The following is an 18,069-nucleotide window of genomic DNA, read 5'->3' on the forward strand; positions in this document are numbered from 1 at the left end:
GCTTCCCTTCTTATTCTTGCTGTTCTTACTGGCACGCTTCGCAGTCGGGATCGTCGATCCGACACGCCTTGATACCGTCGATGTCGGGCATCGCCGCTGCAGGGACGACAATCGGCGCATGCGACAGCGCCGGAGCGGCGGACACGGCATTGAGCTTGCCGTCGGTGCCCTTCAGCGTCGATTTCTCGACATGGGTCGCCGAGCGAGACCGGAGATAGTAGGTGGTCTTGAGGCCGCGGTTCCAGGCGAGGCGATATAGCGCGTCGAGCTTCTTGCCCGAGGGATTGGCGATGTAGAGATTGAGCGACTGCGCCTGGTCGATCCACTTCTGGCGGCGCGAGGCCGCTTCGATCAGCCATGCACTGTCGACTTCGAAGGCGGTTGCATAGAGGGCCTTGATGTCATCCGGCACCCGGTCGATCTGTCCGACGCTGCCGTCGAAATATTTCAGGTCCGACACCATGACCTCATCCCAGAGGCCGAGCGCCTTGAGATCCCGGACCAGGAACTCGTTCACCACGGTGAAATCGCCCGACATGTTCGATTTGACGTAGAGGTTCTGGTAGCTCGGCTCGATCGACTGGGCGACGCCGCAAATGTTCGAAATGGTCGCGGTCGGTGCGATCGCCATGACGTTGGAGTTGCGCATGCCCGAAGTCGTGACCTTCTTGCGAAGGCTGTCCCAGTCGAGCGTTGCTGAGCGATCCATCTCGACGCCGCCACGCGCCTCGGCGAGCAGCTCGATCGAATCGAACGGCAAGATGCCCTTGGACCACAGCGAACCGTCGAACGATGGGTAGCGGCCGCGTTCGGCGGCGAGATCGGACGACGCTGCGATTGCGCAATAGCTGATCGCCTCCATGCTGCTGTCGGCGAACGTGACCGCCGCTTCGGAGGCAATCGGAATCCGCATCGCGTGCAGTGCGTCCTGGAAACCCATCAGGCCGAGACCGACCGGCCGGTGACGAAGATTGGAGCGGCGTGCCTCGGGGATGGTGTAGAAGTTGATGTCGATGACGTTGTCGAGCATCCGCACGGCAGTCTTCACCGTCCGCTGCAGCTTGCCGAAATTGAGGCCGTCGGCCGTGACGTGGGCGAGCAGATTGATCGAGCCGAGATTGCAGACGGCCACCTCGTCGTGGGAGGTATTGAGCGTGATCTCCGTGCAGAGGTTCGACGAATGCACCACGCCTGCGTGCTGCTGCGGCGAGCGCAGATTGCAGGGATCCTTGAAGATGATCCAGGGGTGGCCGGTCTCGAACAGCATGGTCAGCATGCGCCGCCACAGATCGGCGGCCCGGACGGTCTTGAACACCCTGAGCTCGCCGCGTGCGGCCTTGGCTTCATAGGCCGCATAGCGCTCGGCAAAGGCCTTGCCCGTCAGGTCATGCAAATCGGCCGCTTCGTCGGGCGAGAACAAGGTCCATTCCCGGTCCTCGGCAACGCGCTGCATGAACAGGTCCGGCACCCAGTTGGCGGTGTTCATGTCGTGGGTGCGGCGGCGGTCGTCGCCCGTGTTCTTGCGCAGATCGAGGAACTCCTCGATGTCGACGTGCCAGGTCTCGAGATAGGCGCAGACCGCGCCCTTGCGCTTGCCGCCCTGGTTGACCGCGATCGCGGTGTCGTTGGCTACCTTCAGGAAAGGGATGATGCCCTGGCTCTCGCCATTCGTGCCCTTGATGTGCGCTCCGAGCCCGCGGACCGGCGTCCAGTCGTTGCCGAGTCCGCCGGAATACTTCGCGAGCAGGGCATTGTCCTTGATCGATTTGAAGATGCCGTCGAGGTCGTCGGATACGGTGGTCAGGAAGCAGGACGATAATTGTGGGCGTAGCGTCCCGGCGTTGAACAGCGTCGGCGTCGACGCCATGAAGTCGAACGATGACAGCAGATCGTAGAATTCGATCGCACGCGCCTCGCGGTCGATCTCGCGGAGCGCGAGGCCCATGGCGACGCGCATGAAGAAGGCCTGCGGCAGCTCGATCCGCTTGCCACGCTCGTGCAGGAAATAGCGGTCATACAGGGTCTGCAGGCCGAGGAACTGAAACTTGAGGTCGCGTTCCGGCTTCAGGGCAGCCGCGATCCTGTCGAGGTCGAAGCGGGCGAGTTCGGGATCGAGCAGCTCGGCAGCAATACCGGTCTTCACATAGGCCGGGAAATACTCACCGTAGCGGGTCGTCATGTCGGCCTGCGACGCAGAGGTGGCAACGCCGTGGACATGAGAGAGCACCTCACCGCGCAATTTGTCGAGCAGCAGGCGGGCGCTGACATAGGCGTAGTTGGGCTCCTGCTCGACCAGGGTCCGTGCGGCCATGATCGGCGCGAGTGCCAATTCGTCGTGAGTGATGCCGTCGTAGAGATTGCGGGTCGTCTCGGCGAGGACCGGCGCAGCCGATACGCCGTCGAGACCGGAGCATGCCTCGTTGATGATCAGCTCCAGCCGGCGGCGGTCGAGCCTGGCGCGCGATCCGTCGGCCAGCGTGACGCGCAGCACCGGCTCCGCGGCTTGCGTCCGCTCGGCGGCGACGTCTGCGGCCCGCTTGCGTGAACGCTCCTCGCGGTACAGCACATAGGCGCGTGCAACCTTGTGGTGCTCGCTGCGCATCAGCGCGAGCTCGACCTGATCCTGCACGTCCTCGATGTGGAAGGTTCGGCCGTCGCCGGCGCGGCGCATCAACGCCGAGACGACCTCGGCGGTCAGCTGCTCGACACTTTCATGCACCCGGCGCGATGCAACCGCGCTGTTGCCCTCCACGGCGAGGAAAGCCTTGGTCATTGCCACCGAGATCTTGGTGGCGTCGAATGGAGTGACCTTGCCGTTGCGGCGGATGATCTGCATGCCGGGCGCGCTTTGCGCGGCAGCCGGCGGGTCGGAACGCAATTGGATGATGGATGCGGAATCGCTGTCGGCGAAGGTCGAGCTGAGTGACATCAAGGGCCCCGTGATGCGCAGTTTGCATTTGGACGGGGCAGACAGGGGCGCAGCAGCGCACCGCGCGGCGAAACGCCGAACGATGCCGTGCCAGCGACCGCCGGGACACCCCGCCCGTGGACGTTCAGGTTGTCGCGGCAGGTCTCCTGGCTCGCAGGTCATCGCTCGCCTCCCGCCTTCCCGGCGCGGTTGCGCCAGTGACGTCATTCGGAGGCAGCTCGCTGCTGACAGTTGCGGGGGCAGCGCCGGAATTCCACCTGTCAAAGTGGTTCACCGGCTTCCCTCTTAGCCACCACATCTTGCGAAGCAGTGGAACCGTGACGTCCATATGTGGTGATATTCGATGCGGAGTGTCAACGATTCGTTAGCGGCCCTGGAAAGATTCGCTGTGGAGGGGACGCGGTTCCGTGCCCGCATCGGCGCGCCGCCACGCCGCGACCTGATCGGGGCGCGCGGCCAGGCTGCGGATGACCTCTGGGGCGTAGATGGGAAGGCTCACCTGCTTCTTGCCTTGACTGAAGAAAGACTGCCCGGCGCTTGGCAAGCGACCGTCCTTCGACCAGCGCCGTCGTTCGGCCCCTGAAATCGAGAGAATCTGTTCCACGGTCTTGGCGGACAGAGGCTGCTGCTGCAACAGGCCGAGCCGTTCCTCGACGACCGCGCAGAGCGACAGGATCTCGGCTTCTGTCGCACGCGGGCACGCGATCGAGACACCGGATGCAGTATCTTGCACCACGCAATCGAGCTTCTGTCGAAAGATCGAGCGCATCAGCCGCAGGGCTGTGTTCGCTTTCTTGGTGCTGCCCGAGGTCAGCTGCTGCGAGGGGGAGAACTCGACCGTGCGCAAGGACGCCACTTTGGACGTATCGAGGTAACGATCACGCTCTGCACTCATGCACGTGTCATCGGGCTGACGATGTCATCTGGCTGAACTTGCATATGGCGCAAAGGACGATTGCCTTTCGTCGATGACCAGCGGGCGCCCAAGCGGCGGAAAGGCGCGCTGTGGGCAGTTCGCACGTTCGCACACCTTGCATCCGGTGCCAATGGGAGTGGCTGACGCAGCATTGTCGACGTTCAATTCGCTTGCATAGACGATTTCGGGGGCGTGCCTGACGTCGCATCCCAGGGCGACGGCGAACGTCTTGTTCAGCGAGCCATAGCCGCCCCTTCGGTGTGTGACCGTGCGCGCGATCCAGAGATAGGTTCGCTCGTCCGGCATCCGCGCGAGTTGCGTAAGAATGCGCCCCGGACTGGCGAACGCCTCGTAGACGTTCCACAACGGACAGGTTCCGCCGATTCGCGAGAAATGGAAGTCCGTCGCCGACTGGCGTTTCGAGATGTTACCGGCGCGATCGACCCTGATGAAGAAGAAGGGAACGCCGCGCGCCCCGCGACGCTGCAGCGTGCTCAGACGATGGCAGATCGTCTCGAAGCCGACGCCGAACTCATCGCCGAGAAGCTCGATGTCATAGCGCAGTCTCCTCGCCTCGGCGAGGAAGCGGCCGTAGGGCATGATCAATGCTCCTGCGAAATAGTTGGCGAGGCCGATGCGGGCGAGCACGCTCGTCTCGGCGTTCCTGAAACTGCCGCCTTCGACGAGCGCCATGAGCTCGCGGTCGAGCGACAGCATGGCGATCTGTGTTGCAAGCTGGAACGCCTGCTGCCCGGGCTCCAGCAGACGTGATAGATGCAGCGTCTTTGCTTTCGGATCGAAGCGGCGGTGCGACCCCGTCGATGATCCGTCGATCGCGACCGTGACGCCGTGACTGGCGCGCAGATGCTCGCTGAGAATGGCCGGCGTCACCATTCCCGTCGGGGTGAGGGCTTGCGCCATGTGCTCGGCGGCATCATCGAGCTCTGCGATGTGATTGTGCCGCGCATAGAAGAAGTCGCGGACCTCCTCGTAGGGCGTCGACGGCAGGATTACGGTCTCCGCTTGGCGGTCTTCACCCAGCCGCGCTGCCATCGCCGCTGCTCGTTCGATCGCTTGACGGTGCTTGCTGTTGAGGGTGACGAGCGCGCGACCGATCGCCGGCATGTTTGCGGCCAGCTCCCGCAGCTCCGCCGTGGAGATCGTCTCGCCGATCTGCGGATCGGACAGGACCTCGCGCAGGTCGGCAATCAAGCGCGTCTCGTCATCTTCCGAGAACAGCTGAATATCGACGCCGAACGCTGCGTTCAGCTTGAGCAGAACCGGGATCGTCAGTGGACGCTGATTGTTCTCGAGTTGATTGAGATAGCTCAGCGAGATGCCGATGGCCGATGCAAGCGCCTGCTGGGTCAGCCGGCGCTCTTCGCGCAGCCGCTTCAAGCGTACTCCCATATAGGCTTTCTTCATCGGGCTCTCCGCAAGTCTTATCGCAAGTCTCTTCGCAAGCTTCGCTGAATTGCGCGAGGAGCTTCGCAAAGCTTTGCCATTTCAGCACTAGGCGCGTGTCTCGCGTTGCAGATATTGCGAACACCGAACCAACTTGCAAGAGCACCCGGACGCCTCATCGATGCAAGTCCTTCTTCAGCCTACCTCCAGCGCGGCCGAACCGACCCGCTTCGTCGAGATCGTCTTTCCCGAGCAGGCCAATCACTACGGCACGCTGTTTGGTGGCGCGGCGCTGAGTCTGATGGGGAAGGCGGCGTTCGTTGCCGCGACCCGCCGGGCACGCCGTGCGGTGGTGATGGCTGCATCTGACCGTGTGCAATTCCATGAACCGGTTCGCGTGGGAGAGCTCGTCGAGCTGACTGCCCACGTCGAGCGCATCGGACGCTCGTCGATGACCGTCGTCGTTGAAGTCGTCGCGGAAACGCTGGTGACGGGCTCGCGGCGAGTCGCCATGCGCGGCTCCTTCGAGATGGTTGCCGTCGATGCCGCGGGACGTCCGACGCCCATCGATGTCCCAGCCCCAGACGAGATCGAAAGGAATTTGTCGTCGTGAAGTCGCACAAGGTCAGGACCCACAAATCGTCAGAGAACTTGCCGCGCGCAGATCAGCTGGCCTGGAAGATTGCCGAGGTCGCGGCTGATCCGGTTGCAGTGGAACCCGCAATCATCGAGATGATCGGCAATCGCATCATCGACAATGCGGCCGTCGCTGCTGCGTCGCTGGCGCGCCGTCCGGTTGCGAGCGCGCGAGCGCAGTCCATCGCCCATCCTCTCAAGCCGGGCGCGACGGTTTTCGGTCTGCCCCAACGGCAGCGCCTCTCACCGGAGTGGGCGGCCTGGGCAAATGGTGTCGCCGTGCGCGAGCTGGATTTTCACGATACTTTCCTCGCCGCCGACTATTCGCATCCCGGCGACAACATTCCGCCGATCCTCGCCGTGGCGCAGCATTGCGGCCTTGACGGTGCGGCGCTCGTGCGCGGCGTGGCGACCGGCTATGAAATCCAGGTCGATCTCGTCAAGGGGATCTGCCTGCATGAGCACAAGATCGATCACATCGCCCATCTTGGCCCGTCGGCGGCGGCGGGAATCGGCGCGCTGCTCAGGCTCCCGGCCGAAACGATCTACCAAGCCGTGCAGCAGGCGCTTCACGTCACCACCACGACCCGGCAGTCGCGCAAGGGCGAGATATCGAGCTGGAAAGCCTATGCGCCCGCGTTCGCAGGCAAGATGGCGATCGAGGCGGTCGACCGCGTGATGCGCGGCGAAGGTGCGCCGTCGCCGGCCTGGGAAGGGGAGGACGGGTTCATTGCGTATCTGCTGTCCGGGCCAAAGGCGGAGTACAGCGTCGCGCTCCCGGAAAAGGGCGAGCCCAAGCACGCGATTCTCGACACCTATACCAAGGAACACTCGGCCGAATATCAGAGCCAGGCGCTCATCGATCTTGCGCGGCGAATGGGACCGAGAATTGGAGATCTCAACAGGATCGAGAGCATCGTGATCCACACCAGCCATCACACCCACTACGTGATCGGGACGGGCGCGAATGATCCGCAGAAGATGGACCCGAATGCAAGCCGCGAGACGCTCGACCATTCGATCATGTACATCTTCGCGGTCGCGCTCGAGGACGGTGGTTGGCATCACGCGAGATCCTATGCGCCGGAGCGAGCCAACCGCCCCGAGACCATCGCGCTGTGGCACAAGATCTCGACATCAGAAGATCCGCAATGGACGAGGCGCTACCACAGTCACGATCCGAAGCAGAAGGCGTTCGGCGGGCGCGTGGTCGTAACGCTCGATGACGGATCGATCATCGAGGACGAGATCGCGGTGGCCGATGCCCATCCACTTGGTGCCAGGCCGTTTGCCCGTGCCCAATATGTCGACAAGTTCAGGCAGCTCGCGGCCGGCGTCGTCCATGCTGCCGAGCAGGATCGATTCCTTGCTCTCGTGGAGCGTCTGCCGGAGCTGTCGGCACAGGATGTCGCGTCGCTCACATTCTCGGTCGACCCGGAGAAGCTCGGAGACAGCCGCGCACGGGGAATCTTCGACTGGGCGTCCTGAGACAGGGGCCAGCGAACGACAAGACGAACGAACGGAGGATCCATGGCAGAACAATCGACGACGCCGGCCACGCCGGCGCGCAAGAAATCGGTCGCGCTCTCCGGCGTCGTGGCCGGCAACACCGCTCTTTGTACGGTCGGTCGCACCGGCAATGACCTGCACTATCGGGGGTATGACATCCTCGACATCGCCGAGACCTGCGAGTTCGAGGAGATCGCGCATCTGCTCGTCCATGGCAGTCTGCCGACGCCGGCCGAGCTCGCGGGCTACAAAGCCAAGCTGAAGAGCCTGCGCGGCCTGCCGTCCGCCGTGCGCGCGGCGCTGGAGACCTTGCCGGCCGCTTCCCACCCGATGGATGTGATGCGCAGCGGCGTCTCGACGCTCGGCTGCGTGCTGCCCGAGGCACATGACCACAACCATCCAGCTGCGCGCGACATTGCCGACCGGCTGATGGCCTCACTCGGATCGATGCTGCTCTATTGGCATCATTTCGCGCAGAATGGCCGCCGCATCGAGGTCGAGACCGATGACGACACCATCGGCGGCCATTTCCTGCGTCTCCTGCACGGACGAGGGCCGTCCGAGACGCATGTGCGGGCCATGCATACCTCGCTCAACCTCTATGCCGAGCATGAGTTCAACGCCTCGACATTCACCGCGCGGTCGATCGCGGGCACCGGCGCCGACATCTATTCGGCCGTGACCGGCGCGATCGGCGCGCTGCGCGGCCCCAAGCATGGCGGCGCCAACGAGGTCGCATTCGAGACGCAGAAGCGCTATGCCGACGCCGCCGAGGCCGAGACCGACATCCGCCGCCGTGTTGCGGCAAAGGAGGTGGTCATCGGGTTTGGTCACCCCGTCTATACGATCGCCGATCCACGCAACAAGGTGATCAAGGAGGTGGCCCGTCGCCTGTCGCGGGAGGCGGGCGCGATGAAGATGTTCGAGATCGCCGACCGCATCGAGGCCGTCATGGCCGAGACAAAGCGGATGTTTGCCAATCTCGACTGGTTCAGCGCCGTGTCCTATCACCTGATGGGCGTGCCGACCGCGATGTTCACGCCCTTGTTCGTCATCTCGCGGACCTCCGGATGGGCGGCACACATCATCGAGCAGCGCGTAGACAACAAGATCATCCGCCCGTCGGCAAACTATGTCGGGCCCGAAAACCAGACCTTCGTGCCGATCGACCGACGAGGCCACTCGTCGTCGGTCCGCGCCGCCTAGCCCCGAGGCTCTGAAATGCCATATGTCGTCGCTGCCGATCTGCCGCACGTCTCCGCCGGCCGCCGTTTTCGAGAGCTGCTGAAACGACCCGGCATTCTTCGGCTTCCAGGTGCTCACAATGGCATGGCCGCGCTGCAGGCCAAGGCCGCAGGCTTCGATGGGCTGTATCTCTCCGGCGCCGCAATGACTGCGTCGATGGGGCTCCCCGATCTCGGAATCATCACGGTCGAAGAGGTGGCCTTCTTCATCCGCCAGATCGTACGCGCGTCCGGGCTGCCCTTGCTCGTCGACGCGGATACCGGCTACGGCGAAGCGCTCAACGTGATGCATGCTGTCCGCGTCTTCGAGGACGCAGGCGCGGGCGCGCTTCACCTGGAGGACCAGCTGCTGCCCAAGAAATGTGGTCACCTCAATGACAAGCGCCTGGCCGACGCGCATGACATGGCGGCCAAGGTAGCCGCAGCGGCAAAGGCGCGCCGGGATATGGTGATCATCGCCCGAACGGACGCCGCGGCGCTTGAAGGGCTGGAAGGCGCCGTCGCGCGTGCAAAGCTGTACATGGAGGCCGGCGCCGATGCGATCTTTCCGGAAGCGCTCAATACCGAGGAGATGTTCCGCGTCTTTGCCGAGCGTCTGCCGGGCGTTCCGCTTCTCGCAAACATGACGGAGTTTGGGAAGACACCGTTCTTCACGGCCGCAGAGTTCGAAGCCATGGGCTACGCGATGGTCATCTGGCCCGTGTCGTCATTGCGGGTCGCGAACAAGGCGCAGGCCAATCTCTACGCCGCGATCGCACGCGACGGCGGAGCGCATGGAGTAGTCGACCAAATGCAGACCCGCGCGGAACTCTATGCGACGATTGGGTTGCATGACTATGAGGCGCTCGATGCCTCGATCGTCGAGACCCTGATCCCGCAGGGCATGCCTCGGCGCTGATCGGAGGCCAGTGACATCGTCCCACCGGCCATCGTGAAGGTCAGGAGTGCCGGAGCGTTGTGGGCAGTACCCCACATCCTCATCGGCGTGGAGATGGGGCGGCGATCTTGACGGCCTCAACGTCTTGCGGCTAACCGAGACTGTCGTGGTTCTCCAGATCCTACTTGATCCGGAGCTAAGAGGGAAGCCGGTGCGCCACTGATCCAGTCTCGATCAGTCGCAATGCCGGCGCTGCCCCCGCAACTGTAAGCGGCGAGTTTGCATCCTTATCGTGTCACTGAAGCCGATGCTTCGGGAAGGCCGGATGCTGACGTTGACCCGCGAGCCAGGAGACCTGCCTCGACAACATATCGTCCACGGGCGGGGTGTCCCGGTGGTGCGCGAGGCAGCAGCCGCTTGCGCGGTCTTTCCTGCATTGCGTCCGCCATGGCCTTTTGCCCCCATTTATGGGGTTGAAGCTATGTCTACTCTCTCTTCCAGTCGCTACGCTCGGCACGCCGCGGATCGGCCCGCGTCGTGAGTTGAAATTTGCCCTCGAGCGCTTTTGGGCCGGAAAGTCCGGCGAGCAGGATCTGCTCACGGCCGCAGCCGGATTGCGCGCCGCGAACTGGGCGCGGCAGCGATCGCTCGGTGTGAGCGTCATTCCGTCGAATGACTTCTCGCTCTATGATCAGGTGCTCGACACCAGCGTGATGGTCGGGGCGATTCCCGCCATTTACGGCTGGACCGGCGGCCAGGTGTCTCTTGCGACCTATTTCGCAATGGCGCGCGGCGCGCAGGGCGATGCTCATGATGCCGATTGTGGTCATGCCCATCATCAGCACGGCAGCTCGCACGGTGTTCCGGCACAGGAAATGACCAAGTGGTTCGACACCAACTATCACTACATGGTGCCCGAATTTCACAGGGACCAGACCTTCGCGCTGTCCTCGCGCAAGCCGATCGAGGAATATGAAGAGGCCAAGGGCCTCGGCTATCAGACCCGTCCGGTGCTGGTCGGCCCGGTGACCTTCCTGAAGCTCGGCAAGAGCGCCGATGCGTCGTTCGAGCCGTTGTCGCTGCTCGACCGGCTGCTGCCGGTCTATGTCGAGGTGCTGCGCGAACTCCAGCAGCGCGGCGCCGAATGGGTGCAGCTCGACGAGCCGATCCTGGTGCTCGATCTCGATGATGCCGCTCGTGACGCGCTGCACCGCGCCTATGCTGTGTTTGCCGAAGCAGTTCCAGGACTGGAGATCATGCTGGCGAGCTATTTCGGCGCGCTCGGCGACAATCTGGAGACGGCGCTGGCGCTGCCGGTTGCCGGCCTTCACATCGACCTCGTGCGTGCTCCGGAGCAACTGAGCGCGATCGCTTCCGGCGCGCGTCGAAAGCAGGTGCTTTCGCTCGGCATCATCGACGGCCGCAATGTGTGGCGGTCAAATCTGCCGGCGTTGCTCGACGGTATCGAGCCCGTCGTGGCGAGCCTCGGCAAGGACCGAGTGCAGATCGCGCCGTCCTGCTCGCTGCTCCACACGCCGATCGATCTCGCGTTGGAGACCGATCTCGACGCCGACATCAGGAGTTGGCTGGCCTTCGCCATTCAGAAGATGGGCGAGCTTGCGACGCTGGGCCGCGCTCTGGGCGGCGGCCGCGAGTCGGTCGGCGATGAGCTGGCCGCATCGGAGAGCGCAGCCGTTGCGCGCCAGACCTCGCCCAAGATCCACAATGCAGGCGTCGCCAGGCGGATGGCCGCAATCGACGAGGCGATGCGCCGCCGGCACCATCCGTTTGCCGAGCGGGCCGCGCTGCAGCGCGCCAAGTTCGGTCTCCCGGCGTTCCCGACGACGACCATCGGGTCATTCCCCCAGAAGGCCGAGGTCCGCGCCGCGCGCGCCGCTCACGCCAACGGCACGCTGAGCGATGCGCAATACGAGCAGTTCCTCAAGGAGGAGACGGCGCGTGCGGTGCGCTGGCAGGAGGACATCGGTCTCGACGTGCTGGTGCATGGCGAGTTCGAACGTAACGACATGGTGCAGTATTTCGGCGAGCAGCTCGGCGGCTTCACCTTCACCACATTCGGCTGGGTGCAATCCTATGGCTCGCGCTACGTCCGTCCGCCGATCCTGTTCGGTGATGTCACGCGTCCCAGGCCGATGACGGTCGGGTGGTGGCGCTATGCGCAATCATTGACCGAGAAGCCGATGAAGGCGATGCTGACCGGACCTGTGACCATCCTGAACTGGTCGTTCGTCCGTGACGACATCCCGCGCAGCGAGGCCTGCCGCCAGATCGCACTGGCAATTCGCGACGAGGTGAACGACCTCGAAGCCGCCGGCGCCAGGATGATCCAGATCGACGAGGCAGCGCTGCGCGAGGGCCTGCCTCTGCGCAAGTCCGACTGGCAGGCATATCTCGATTGGGCGGTGGAAAGCTTCCGCGTCTGCTCGACGGGCGTTGCCGATGAGACCCAGATCCATACGCATATGTGCTACTCGGAGTTCAACCAGATCATCGACGCCATTGCGGCGATGGATGCCGACGTCATCTCCATCGAGACCTCGCGCTCCAAGATGGAACTGCTCGATGCGTTCAACACCTACAAGTACCCCAACGAGATCGGCCCCGGCGTCTACGACATTCACTCCCCGCGCGTCCCCGAAGTCGGGGAGATGAAGGAACTGCTCTTGCTGGCCAGGAAGCGGCTGTCCGATGACCAGCTCTGGATCAATCCCGATTGCGGGCTGAAGACCCGGAAGTGGGAGGAGGTACGCCCTGCGCTCGTGAACATGGTTGCTGCAGCGCGGGAGCTGCGAGCCGAAGCCTGATCATGCCACCGTGCTCGCGCCGCTGCAGCATCTTCGGTGTAGCGGCGCAAGGCCTCGTGCGTCGAGCGATGAATGGATGACCATAGGCGACGATTGCGCAGCGCTGCGATTTTCAAACGTGTATTGCGGTCTCCTCCCCGGATCGTCACTGTTCTTGACGATCTGAACGAGGTTCCAGTCGCTCTCGTGTCCGGTCTTGCAATGTCCTCGCATACACCCGAATGTTGCAAAAATACCAAATGACTTTGGCCCGTCTCTAGCTTGTGGACAGGCTCGCGATATAATTTCGCCAGCCCCCGAACTCCGAAATATCTTTGGCGCCGACGATGCCTTCGGCTTCCACGATGAAGCCTTTGGCCGACGTTCCGTCGGCGAGGCGCGTGGTGCCGATCCCGAGCGGTGCCGGGACTCCCGTGATGAAGCTACCGAGACCTTCCGCCGACAGCGCCCAGACCTCTGTAGCGATCTGTGCCCCGGTCCCGTCGGGCACGCGCATCAATCCAGGACGGTAGGGCGGCCCGCCTGGGAGTGCAAAGAGTTTGTAGTCCTTTGTGGTTGGTTCGGCTCGGAGGAATCTCGCGCCGCGCCTTGTGAGTTCGTGATTGAGCGGCATGCCTGACAGATGAGCGCCTACGACAACGAGCTCAATTTCCCCTGGCGCGGCAATCGAAGAGCTGTCAGACGGTGGTGGGACTTTGTCCGTGCTGGCCCCGATGCCGTTTAAAGAAACTGAATGCAACCGTTCTCCCAATGCAGCGAGGAGGCCATCGCGACCGCGGGGCGCGATCAGCGTAACGCCTGACGGCAAGCCGTCGGAGCGGAACCGACCCGGGATGGCCAATGCGCACAGATCAAGCAGGTTCACGAAACTCGTATATGTTGCGAGCTCGCCATTGGGGCCAGTCGGGTCGGTCATGAGCTCGTCGACCTTGCGCGGTCGCGGATAGGTCGGAACGATGAGAACGTCTACGTGCGACCAGATTGCGTCGGTGATGCGGCGGAGCTCTCCGAGCCGGTAGAGTCCTGCAAATGTGTCGACCGCCGAGAGGGACTTTGCGCACTCGATGATCTTGCGCATGGTCGGATGTAACGTTTCCGGTTTGGCCGCAATCATGTTGCCGATCGCATGCAGGCGTTCTGCTACCCAAGGACCGCTGTCGAGCAGGTGCGCAACGTCGAACAGCGCGGTCATGTCGACGGGAGTCGGCATTGTGTTTCCCGTCACCGATGAGAGATCCGCGAGCGTGGCATCGAACGCGGCCTCCGACAGCGTATCTCCGCCGAAGCGTCGACCTTTGCCATCGGGAATGCCGACGCGCATTCCGGGCGGTAGTCCGCTAGGAGGCGGTACCGGAAGAGCTCTGGAATAAGCGTCCTTTGGATCAAATGCTGCCATCACCTGAAATGCGCGAGTGGCATCGGCGACAGTGCCCGCGAACACGGATATCGTATCGAGCGTACGGCAAGTCGGGATGACTCCCGAGCTCGACACGCTACCCAGCGACGGCTTGAGGCCCACGATGTTGTTGAGGCCCGCCGGTATGCGTCCGGAGCCCGCAGTATCCGTGCCGAGCGCGAAGGTCACGAGGCCATGGGCGACGGCAACCGCCGAACCGGAGCTCGATCCCCCCGGAACGTAGTCCGTGTTGAAAGAGTTCTTCGGCGCCGGGTAAGGAGTTCTGATGCCGACCAAGCCGTTCGCGAACTGATCCAGATTGGTCTTGCCTATGAGCAGGGCCCCTGCATCAAGTAACTTCTGCACGGCGAATGCCGTCGACGCGGCGAGGTAAGCGAATTCCGGACAGGCGGCCGTCGTCGGCATTCCTGCGACGTCGATATTGTCCTTGACCGCAAAGGGGACGCCCCATAGCGGATAAGTGACCGGATCGAAAGCAGGCAACGCGCCCGCCGCCGCTACTGCGGCATCCTGCGGTATCAGCGTGATGAAAATTCCGGGATCGTTGACCTCTGCGATGCGGCGGTAGACGTTGGCGATCATTTCCTTGGGCGAAAGGTCATGCGCATACGCCGTATGGAGCGAGGCGACGGTCGGAAACGTCTTTGACATTCGTCTTCCTTGAAACGGCATCAAACGAGAGGCTCGATCACGAGAAGCCGGTCGCCGGTGGCAACCGGCCGGCCTGGCCGGCAATAGAGTGCGCGGACGGTGCCGGTGACGGGGGCAAGGATGTTCAGCTCGGTTTTCATCGCTTCGAGTATCACAATGGGCGATCCGGCTTCGACCCTTTGCCCTTCCTCCACGAGCACCTTCCACACGTTCCCGTGCAAATCCGAAGCAACGAGGTGGCCATCCAATGCCTCGTCATCGTCCGCCATGACGTCGTCCCGTATTGACGCTTGGCCATCATCCGCCTGCCAGCGCGCAACCTCCTGCTGGAACGCGAGCTGCTGCCGTTTCTTGAACGTCGCGATACTCTCTTTCTCCTTGTCGAGAAACGCATGGTAAGCACCGAGATCGAAAACCTCCTCGTCGATGCGAATAGTCGCGCGTCCCTCGCGGAAGTCTTCGCGTAGCTGCGTCAGCTCCGCCTCGTCGACTGGGTAGAAGCGCACTTGATCGAAGAAGCGCAGCAGCCAAGGCTCGCCCGGCGCGAACACTGGGTTCTTCAGGAATTTGTTCCAGATCGGAAGCGTGCGTCCGACAAGCTGATAGCCGCCCGGCGAGTCCATGCCATAGATGCACATATAAACGCCGCCGATACCAACTGTACCTTCCGCCGTAAAGGTTCGGGCAGGATTGTATTTCGATGTCAGCAGGCGGTGACGCGGGTCGACGGGGACGGCACATGGCGCGCCGAGATAGACGTCGCCGAGCCCCAGCACCATGTAGCTGGCCTGGAATATGGTGCTTCGGACCTGATCGCGATGGTCCAGGCCGTTGATCCGCTGGATGAAATCAACATTGTTTGGCAACCACGGAGCGGTGCCGCGAACGGTTTCGCCGTAGCGAGCGACCGCGTCGAGCGTTGCGGAATCCTCGAAGGCCATTGGAAGATGGACGACGCGGGTCTTGACCTTCATCGTGTCGACGGCTGGCAAGCGCAGCTCTGCGGCCAGCAGTGCGTCAAGGAGATCTTTCTGGTGAATGACGCGGCTGTCGTAATTGATTTGAAGCGAGCGTACACCAGGCGATAGCTCTAGAATGCCGCGGACAGGATTGGCCTTGAGATCCTCCATCAACGCATGCACACGGAAGCGCAGGCGAAGATCGAGTTCGTTCGGGCCGTATTCAAGCAGAACGTAGCGGTCGCCGGCTTGGCGGTATGCGACCGCCGGGCGATCGCCCTCCGGCGCCAATGCCAAGAGAATCGTGGCGGAGACCGTCGTCGAGCGGGTAAGAGCCGGCGCAGTACCCGTCTCAAGAGAGAGGACAGGGACGAGGGTGGCGATTGCCTTGTCTTGCGCCTTCTCAAGCGCAAGTGCATCATCGAAACTGATCGGCTTGAAGCGAATGCGGTCGCCGGGTTTGGCCTGACCGACTTTCCATAACTCGGCTTTCGCAATGGTGACGGGACAGACGAAGCCGCCAAGGCTCGGCCCGTCACGTGTGAGGATCACCGGCATGTCGCCGGTGAAATTCACGGATCCGACAGCGTACTCGCAGTCGTGGATGTTGGATGGGTGCAGGCCTGCTTCGCCCCCGTCGGTCCGCGTCCAACTCGGCTTGGGTCCGATCAGACGAATGCCTAATCGGTTCGAGTTGTAGTGCACCTCCCATGCGGTATCAAAGAACGTCGAAACCGCGTCCTCTGTAAAGAAGTCGGGCGCGCCATGGGGACCGTACAGCACGGCGACGTCCCACTCATTCGTGTAGGTTGGAATGAGTGCCTTGGGCGCGGCACCCGGTGCCAGGGAAGCTTGACGGCCCAGGGGGAGAACGTCGCCGGGCCGCAGGGGGCGCCCCGCATGGCCACCGAATTGACCCAGCACGAAGGTCGAGCGGCTCCCGAGATAGACGGGCACATCGATGCCGCCGCGCACAGAGACGTAGGTTCGGCATCCCGTCTTGACGCGACCCAAGACAAGCGTTTGACCAGCCTTGACTTCAACCGGAGCCCACCATTTGACTGGAGAGCCGTCGAGCGTAGCCTCTGTGGATGCACCCGTCAGTGCGATCACGCTATTCGAATGAAATTTCAACGTCGGACCCGCGAGCGTACATTCAAGCCCCGCGGCAGCTTCTTCATTCCCGACAACTCTGTTGCCGAGCCGGAAGGCGTAGTCGTCCATGGGTCCGGACGGCGGTACGCCGACATTCCAGTGTCCGACACGACCAGGATAGTCCTGGATGGTCGTGTGGGTTCCGGCTACGACGATTTCAACCGCGTTCGGCCGGTAGGCAAGCTCCGAAAGCGCGCTGGTCGAAACATCGCCGGATGCGAACATCGGCGATTCGATGATCTCCCGGAGATAGTCCAGATTTGTTGCAATCCCGGCGGTTCGCGTGACAGCGAGTGCCGCTTTCATCTTCGCGATCGCCTCGTCACGGTCAGCGCCGTGAACAATGACTTTGGCGAGCATCGGGTCGTAGTATGGCGAGACTTCCGTACCGGTTGCGATCCAGCCGTCGATCCGTGCGTCGTTGGGAAAAACCACCTCGGTCAGGATCCCTGGCGAGGGCTGGAAATCATGAACCGGATCTTCGGCGTAAAGCCGGACTTCGATCGCGGCGCCGCGCGGCTGGGGGCAACACGTCAGGTTGGGCGGATCGCCAGCGGCTGTCCGCACCATCCATTCGATCAGGTCAATGCCACAAACGGCTTCGGTGATTGGATGTTCGACCTGCAGGCGTGTGTTGACCTCGAGAAAATAGAATTCGTCGCGTGCGCGATCGTAGATGAATTCGACTGTCCCGGCGGATCGGTAGCTCACAGCCATACCGAGTTTCTTTGCGGCCTCCAGCAGACGCAGGCGGGTGGCGGTAGGGAGATCTGGTGCTGGCGTTTCCTCGACGACCTTCTGGTTTCGGCGTTGGAGCGAGCAATCGCGCTCGCCGAGTGCGGCTACGGCACCGTGGCCGTCGCCGAAAATCTGAACCTCCACATGCCGGGCATTGTCGATGCAACGTTCGAGGAAAATGCCGGAATCCTTGAAGAAGTTCTGAGCTAGGCGCTGAACGGTGTCATAGGCCGAAGAAAGTTCGCCAGCGTTGGCGCAGCGCGTGAGACCGATGCCGCCGCCGCCAGCCGTCGACTTCAGCATCACGGGATAGCCAATGCGATCTGCCGATTGCAGTGCCTCGTCGAGACTGTCGAGAAGGCCGGTTCCTGGAACGAGTGGGACGCCCGCACGTGCGGCGATCTCCCTCGACGCGTGCTTGAGGCCGAAGCTACGAATTTGCTGCGAGGTGGGTCCGATGAATGCGATGCCAGCATCCTCGCATTGCTCAGCGAAATCGGCGTTCTCGGAAAGAAAGCCATAGCCCGGTATGATCGCGTCAGCCCCCTCGGCCTTGGCTGCGGCGATGATCAGATCCGCGCGCAGATAGGTATCTGCCGCGGACTTACCAGGAAGATGGACCGCTGCATCGGCAAGGCTGACGTGCGGAGTGGTGCGATCAGGGTCGGAATAGACGGCGACGCCACGCACGCCCATTGCTTTGAGCGTACGCATGATCCGCATGGCGATCTCGCCGCGGTTCGCAACCAAAACTGTCCTGAACATAGGTCTCGGCCCTCAACCACACATCTCGTTGGGGGTGCGATGCA

General features: G+C 62.8%; 10 protein-coding genes and 2 riboswitches. Of the genes, 5 read left to right on the forward strand and 5 right to left on the reverse strand.

The features are described from left to right. Nucleotides 1-25: 25 nt before the first annotated feature. The 3 genes from LQG66_RS25730 to LQG66_RS25740 all read right to left on the reverse strand — a co-directional run bounded on the left by LQG66_RS25730 (nt 26) and on the right by LQG66_RS25740 (nt 5,270). Nucleotides 26-2,929 (reverse strand): ribonucleoside-diphosphate reductase subunit alpha, encoded by a 2,904-nt coding sequence (locus LQG66_RS25730; protein WP_231318443.1) that lies wholly within the window; start codon nt 2,927-2,929, stop codon nt 26-28. 119 nt (nt 2,930-3,048) lie between these two features. Beyond that, nucleotides 3,049-3,264, reverse strand: a riboswitch (cobalamin riboswitch). A gap of 29 nt (nt 3,265-3,293) precedes the next feature. After that, entirely contained in the window at nt 3,294-3,824 is a 531-nt protein-coding gene (locus tag LQG66_RS25735; protein WP_231318444.1) for a hypothetical protein, read from the reverse strand. Nucleotides 3,825-3,848: 24 nt separating this feature from the next. Continuing rightward, nucleotides 3,849-5,270, reverse strand: a complete 1,422-nt coding sequence (locus tag LQG66_RS25740) for a short-chain fatty acyl-CoA regulator family protein (protein WP_231318445.1) — start codon at nt 5,268-5,270, stop codon at nt 3,849-3,851. A gap of 160 nt (nt 5,271-5,430) precedes the next feature. On the opposite strand from LQG66_RS25740, the gene LQG66_RS25745 reads away from it, so the two are divergent. The 5 genes from LQG66_RS25745 (at nt 5,431) to metE (ending at nt 12,340) form a co-directional block, all read left to right on the forward strand. After that, entirely contained in the window at nt 5,431-5,862 is a 432-nt protein-coding gene (locus LQG66_RS25745) for an acyl-CoA thioesterase (RefSeq protein ID WP_231327938.1), read from the forward strand. After that, nucleotides 5,859-7,373 (forward strand): MmgE/PrpD family protein, encoded by a 1,515-nt coding sequence (locus tag LQG66_RS25750; protein WP_231318446.1) that lies wholly within the window; start codon nt 5,859-5,861, stop codon nt 7,371-7,373. Before LQG66_RS25745 ends, LQG66_RS25750 begins: the two co-directional genes overlap by 4 nt. A gap of 42 nt (nt 7,374-7,415) precedes the next feature. Next, nucleotides 7,416-8,600: a bifunctional 2-methylcitrate synthase/citrate synthase gene (gene prpC, locus LQG66_RS25755; protein WP_231318447.1), complete on the forward strand. Its 1,185-nt coding sequence runs from the start codon at nt 7,416-7,418 to the stop codon at nt 8,598-8,600. A gap of 15 nt (nt 8,601-8,615) precedes the next feature. Beyond that, on the forward strand, nt 8,616-9,536 hold the full coding sequence (gene prpB / locus LQG66_RS25760; protein ID WP_231318448.1) for a methylisocitrate lyase: 921 nt from the start codon (nt 8,616-8,618) through the stop codon (nt 9,534-9,536). Between the two features lie 129 nt (nt 9,537-9,665). Then, nucleotides 9,666-9,892, forward strand: a riboswitch (cobalamin riboswitch). Nucleotides 9,893-9,982: 90 nt separating this feature from the next. Further along, nucleotides 9,983-12,340, forward strand: a complete 2,358-nt coding sequence (gene metE, locus LQG66_RS25765; protein WP_231318449.1) for a 5-methyltetrahydropteroyltriglutamate--homocysteine S-methyltransferase — start codon at nt 9,983-9,985, stop codon at nt 12,338-12,340. A gap of 256 nt (nt 12,341-12,596) precedes the next feature. Here metE and atzF read toward each other — a convergent pair whose 3' ends face one another. Both atzF and uca read right to left on the reverse strand, forming a co-directional pair. After that, nucleotides 12,597-14,408 (reverse strand): allophanate hydrolase, encoded by a 1,812-nt coding sequence (atzF, locus tag LQG66_RS25770; protein WP_231318450.1) that lies wholly within the window; start codon nt 14,406-14,408, stop codon nt 12,597-12,599. A gap of 20 nt (nt 14,409-14,428) precedes the next feature. Beyond that, nucleotides 14,429-18,025, reverse strand: coding sequence for an urea carboxylase (gene uca / locus LQG66_RS25775; RefSeq protein WP_231318451.1), 3,597 nt, complete (start codon nt 18,023-18,025; stop codon nt 14,429-14,431). Nucleotides 18,026-18,069 lie beyond the last annotated feature (44 nt).

It is taken from the genome of Bradyrhizobium ontarionense (assembly GCF_021088345.1).
Classification (GTDB): Bacteria; Pseudomonadota; Alphaproteobacteria; order Rhizobiales; family Xanthobacteraceae; genus Bradyrhizobium; species Bradyrhizobium ontarionense.